This window comes from Streptomyces capoamus (assembly GCF_014654935.1).
Classification (GTDB): Bacteria; Actinomycetota; Actinomycetes; order Streptomycetales; family Streptomycetaceae; genus Streptomyces; species Streptomyces capoamus.
Window position 1 is genome coordinate 245,262 of record NZ_BNBF01000007.1, and the last position, 4,427, is coordinate 249,688.

At 73.3% G+C, this 4,427-nt stretch carries 5 protein-coding genes; 4 read left to right on the forward strand and 1 reads right to left on the reverse strand.

The features are described 5' to 3' along the window. Positions 1-879, forward strand: an 879-nt coding sequence (locus IE312_RS14160) for a ketoacyl-ACP synthase III family protein (RefSeq protein ID WP_229899710.1), incomplete at its 5' end; no start/stop codon positions are given. After that, positions 876-1,916, forward strand: coding sequence for an acyltransferase domain-containing protein (locus tag IE312_RS14165; RefSeq protein ID WP_370467555.1), 1,041 nt, complete (start codon positions 876-878; stop codon positions 1,914-1,916). The genes IE312_RS14160 and IE312_RS14165, both read left to right, overlap by 4 nt. A gap of 215 nt (positions 1,917-2,131) precedes the next feature. Here IE312_RS14165 and IE312_RS14170 read toward each other — a convergent pair whose 3' ends face one another. Beyond that, positions 2,132-2,992 carry a class I SAM-dependent methyltransferase gene (locus IE312_RS14170; RefSeq protein WP_189981684.1) on the reverse strand — a complete coding sequence of 287 codons (861 nt, stop codon included), beginning with the start codon at positions 2,990-2,992 and terminating at the stop codon, positions 2,132-2,134. 200 nt (positions 2,993-3,192) lie between these two features. On the opposite strand from IE312_RS14170, the gene IE312_RS14175 reads away from it, so the two are divergent. Then, positions 3,193-3,624 (forward strand): ester cyclase, encoded by a 432-nt coding sequence (locus IE312_RS14175; RefSeq protein WP_189981686.1) that lies wholly within the window; start codon positions 3,193-3,195, stop codon positions 3,622-3,624. A gap of 58 nt (positions 3,625-3,682) precedes the next feature. Then, a partial coding sequence (locus IE312_RS14180) for an AfsR/SARP family transcriptional regulator (protein WP_229899711.1) occupies positions 3,683-4,427 on the forward strand: 745 nt, incomplete at its 3' end.

Here is a 4,427-nt window from a genome sequence, read left to right on the forward strand (position 1 = left end):
GCCCTCGGGCGCTCGGGCTTCGTCGACGTGTCCCTGATCCTGCACGCCAGCTTCTTCTACCAGGGGCACGACCTGTGGGCCCCCGCCTCGTACGTCCAGCGCACCGCCGTGGGCAACCAGTGCCCCGCGATCGAGGTCGGCCAGGTCTCCAACGGCGGCATGGCCGCGCTCGGGCTCGCGGCCGACCACCTGCGGGCCGGCCCGGCGGCCGGCGAGGCCGACCGGCGCGTGCTGGTGACGACCGGTGACGCCTTCCGCCCGCCCGGCTTCGACCGCTGGCGCAGCGACTCGGGCACCTTCTACGGGGACGGGGGCACCGCCCTGGTGCTGTCCTCGCGGGAGGGCTTCGCCCGGCTCCGGGGCCTGGCCACCGTGTCCGTACCGGAACTGGAAGGGATGCACCGCGGTGACGACCCCTTCGGCAGCACCCCGTTCAGCCACCGCCCGGTCGTCGACCTGGACGCCTGCAAGAAGGACTTCCTGGCCACGCGCCGGGTGACCCAGGTGGTCGCGGCGAGCGGGGCCGCGCAGGACGCCGCCGTCGAGCGCGCCCTCGCCGAGGCCGGGGTCACGCTCGCCGACGTCGACCGCTTCGTCCTTCCCCACCTGGGCCGCAAGCGGCTGCGGGCGGGCTTCCTCACCCGCTTCGGGATCGCGGAGGAGCGCACCACGTGGGAGTGGAGCCGCGGTGTCGGACACCTCGGCGCCGGCGACCAGATCGCCGGGTTCGACCACCTGGTCGCCTCCGGGAGCCTGGGCGCCGGGGACCTGGTCGTCCTGATGAGCGTGGGTGCGGGGTTCACCTACTCCTGCGCGGTCGTCGAGATGCTGGAGCGGCCCGACTGGGCGGGCGCCGCACGCACGGGGGAGGCCGCGTGACCGCCGGACGGCCGCTGCCCGTCGCCCTGCTGCTGCCGGGGCAGGGCTCCCAGCACCCCCGCATGGCGGCCGGACTCTACGGGCACGAGCCGGTGTTCACGGCCGCGATGGACGAGTTCTTCGACGCGGCGGGCCCCGAGGGCGGTGCGCTGCGCGAGGACTGGCTGGCCGAACGGCCCGCCACGGACATGGATCACGTCACCCGCTCGCAGCCGCTGCTCTTCGCCGTCGACCACGCGCTGGGCCGGCTGGTGCTGAGCTGGGGCGTGCGCCCGGCGGCCCTGCTGGGGCACAGCATCGGGGAGCTGGCCTCGGCGACCCTGGCCGGGGTGTTCGGCCGGCGGGACGCCACCGGCCTGGTGCTCGACCGGGTACGGCGGCTGGCCGGGGCGCCGCCCGGCGGCATGCTCGCGGTCGCCGCGTCCACGGCGGAAGTGGCCCCTCACCTGCACGGGGACGTGGTGGTCGGCGCGGTCAACGCCCCGCGCCAGACGGTGCTGGCCGGCCCCGACGGTCCGCTGGACGAGGTCGGCCGCGCGCTGCGGGAGGCCGGGTTCACCTGCCGGAGGGTGCCCTCGCTCAGTGCCTTCCACAGTCCGGTGCTCGAACCCGCCTGCCGGGGTGCGGCCGAACGCTTCGCCGCGGTGGACCGGCACGCGCCGTCCCTGCCGGTCCACTCCGCCTACACGGCCGCCGTGCTGACCCGGTCCGACATCGACGACCCCCTCTTCTGGGCGCGGCAGCCGGTGGCACCCGTGCTCTTCTGGCCGGCGCTGGAAGGGCTGCTGGCGACCGGCGACCACCTGCTGGTGGAGGTGGGGCCGGGACAGGGCCTGTCCCAGGTGGCCCGCCGTCACCCGGCCGTCCGGCGGGGGACCAGTGCGGTGGTGTCACTGCTCCCGGCCCGCCCGGGCCCGCCGGAGGCGGACCGGGCGGCGCTGGAGGCCGCGGTGGCGCGCATCCGGGCGGCGGGCCACCCCGTCACCCGCACCGCCGCGGCCCCCGATCCGGAGGAGCACCCGGTCACGACGGCCTGACCGCACCCGACGGCGCCCCGCCCCGGCTCTGTGCCCGGGGCGGGGCGCCGCTTCGGTATGTGTGGGGGTGACGCGCGCCGGGTCCGTACGGTCGTCGTACGGACCCGGCGGTCGTGGTCTCGCAAGCCGCGGCCCCGGAAGTCGTACGGGCTCGGAAGTCGTACGGACCCGGAAGAGCCGTACGCACCCGGAGGACGCCGGACCCCGCGGCGCCGTCAGGCGCGGACGGTGGCCGTGACGTAGCGCACGGGCGTGTCGATCGTGAGCGGTCCGTCCCCGTCCCGCATCGCGTCGAGCGAGGTGATCAGCCGCTCCCGCAGCTGCCGGCGCCTGTCCTCGGAGAGGTGGTTCCACAGCAGGCGCATGCCCTGCGTGTGGGACCAGTCCACCCACGCCAGGCCCGACTCGGCCACCAGGCGGACGGGTTCGTCGACGACCGACACCTCCTGGAAGCCGGCCTTCTCCAGGGTGCGGGTGAGATCGGCCGGGTCCGCCAGCCAGCTGTTGAAGCGCTGCTGGAGGCGTTCGGGCTGCCACTGCGGCGGCAGGTCGAGCAGCAGTTCGCGCGGGATCAGCTCCGTGAACACAGGGGGCAGGAAGGGGAAGGTGTCGTCGCTGAACACCGGGCTGGTGAAGGCGAGCCGCCCGCCGGGCGAGAGCAGCGGCGCGTAACGGGCGAGCGCCGAGGGCGCGTCGGGCAGGAAGATGACGCTGTAGCTGCCGAGCACCACGTCGAAGGAGCGCGGTGCGAAGTCGGGGTGCTCCCCGTCCATCACCCGCAGTTCCACCGTGGTGGCGCCGCGCCGCGCCGCCTCCTTCCCGGCCTCCTCGATCATCGCCTCGGCGACGTCGATGCCCACCACCCGGCCGCCGGGCCCCACGCGTTCGGCCGCCGGGAAGACACAGGCTCCCAGGCCGCAGCCGACGTCCAGGACCCGCTCGCCCTCCCCGGGGGCCGCGCGCTCCACCAGGCGCCGGCCCATCGGAGTGAAGAACTCCACGCCGAGCCGGTCGTAGGACGCCGCGGCGCTGTTGAAGGCGGCCGCCACTTCGGATTTGTACGTGGACGTGTCCACTGGCTCTCCCGCTCTCTCGGTGGATTCCCCACCTTTCCGGCCTCTTCTCGGGCACGGATGGAGGGGTCTTGGAGTGCCGCTGGAATGCGGCTGGACAACGCAAAGAAGCCCGCAGGATGCCTGTCGCCCCTTGCCCCCGGTCGTGTCGTCTCCTAAGAATTGATTCCGTCACGCACCGCACCGATTCTGGAGGGGAAACCGTGAGCGACCAGATAGCGAGCGTCCGGCGCCTGGTGGAGGCGTACAACACCGGGAAAACGGATGACGTGGCGGACTACATCCACCCGGAATACATGAATCCGGGAACTCTGGAATTCACTTCGCTGCGCGGCCCGGAACTTTTCGCGGTCAATGTCGCATGGGTCAAGAAGACCTTCTCGCAGGAGGCCCGCCTGGAAGAGGTGGGCATCGAGGAGAACGGCGACTGGGTGCGTGCCCGGCTGGTGCTCTACGGGCGGCATGTCGGTGAGATGGTCGGCATGGCGCCCACCGGACGCCTGTTCTCCGGCGAGCAGATCCACCTCTTCCACTTCGTCGACGGCAAGATCCACCACCACCGCGACTGGCCCGACTACCAGGGCACCTACCGCCAGCTCGGCGAGCCGTGGCCGGAGAAGGAGCACCGCCCGTAGCAACGGTTCTCGATGCCGGGACAAGCCGGAACAATGGGGGGACGCGATGGAATTCGGTGTGCTGGGTCCGTTGTACGTGCGGGTGAACGGGGAGACGACCGCCCCGAGCGCCCCCAAACTGCGCAACGTGCTGGCGATGCTGCTCGTCCACGCGGGACAGCCGGTGCCCGTGCCGTCACTGGTGCGGGACCTGTGGGACGACGATCCACCTGTCAGCGGTCTGACCACGCTGCAGACGTACATCCTGAATCTGCGCAAGATGTTCTCCGCGGTCACCGGCCTGACCACGGACGAAGTCGCCCGGGAGATCCTGGTGACCCGGGCCGGCGGGTACGTGCTGGCCGCCGAGGCGGGGGCGCTCGACGTCCACCGCTACCGCAGCCTGGTCACCTCCGGCCGTGAGGCCCTGGTGCGCGGCGACGACGCGGCCGGGGTGCGGGACCTGAACGACGCCCTGCTGCTGTGGCGCGGCCCCGCCCTGGTGGACGTACCGGCCGGGCGGGTGCTGGAGAGCCGGCGCCGGCAGCTGGAGGAGTCCCGGCTCGCCGCCTTCGAGTACCTGGTCGACGTCGAGCTGCGGCTCGGCATGTACCGCGAGGTGCTGGCCGAGCTGGCGGCCCTCACGGTGGAGAACCCGCTGCACGAGGGCCTGCACGGCCAGTACATGTGGGCCCTGCACCTCAGCGGGCGCAGGGCGCAGGCGCTGCAGGTGTTCCACCGGCTGCGCGGCGCGCTGGTCGCCGGGCTCGGCCTGGAGCCGGGGCCCCAGGTGCAGCGGCTGCACCAGGCGGTGCTGAACGCGG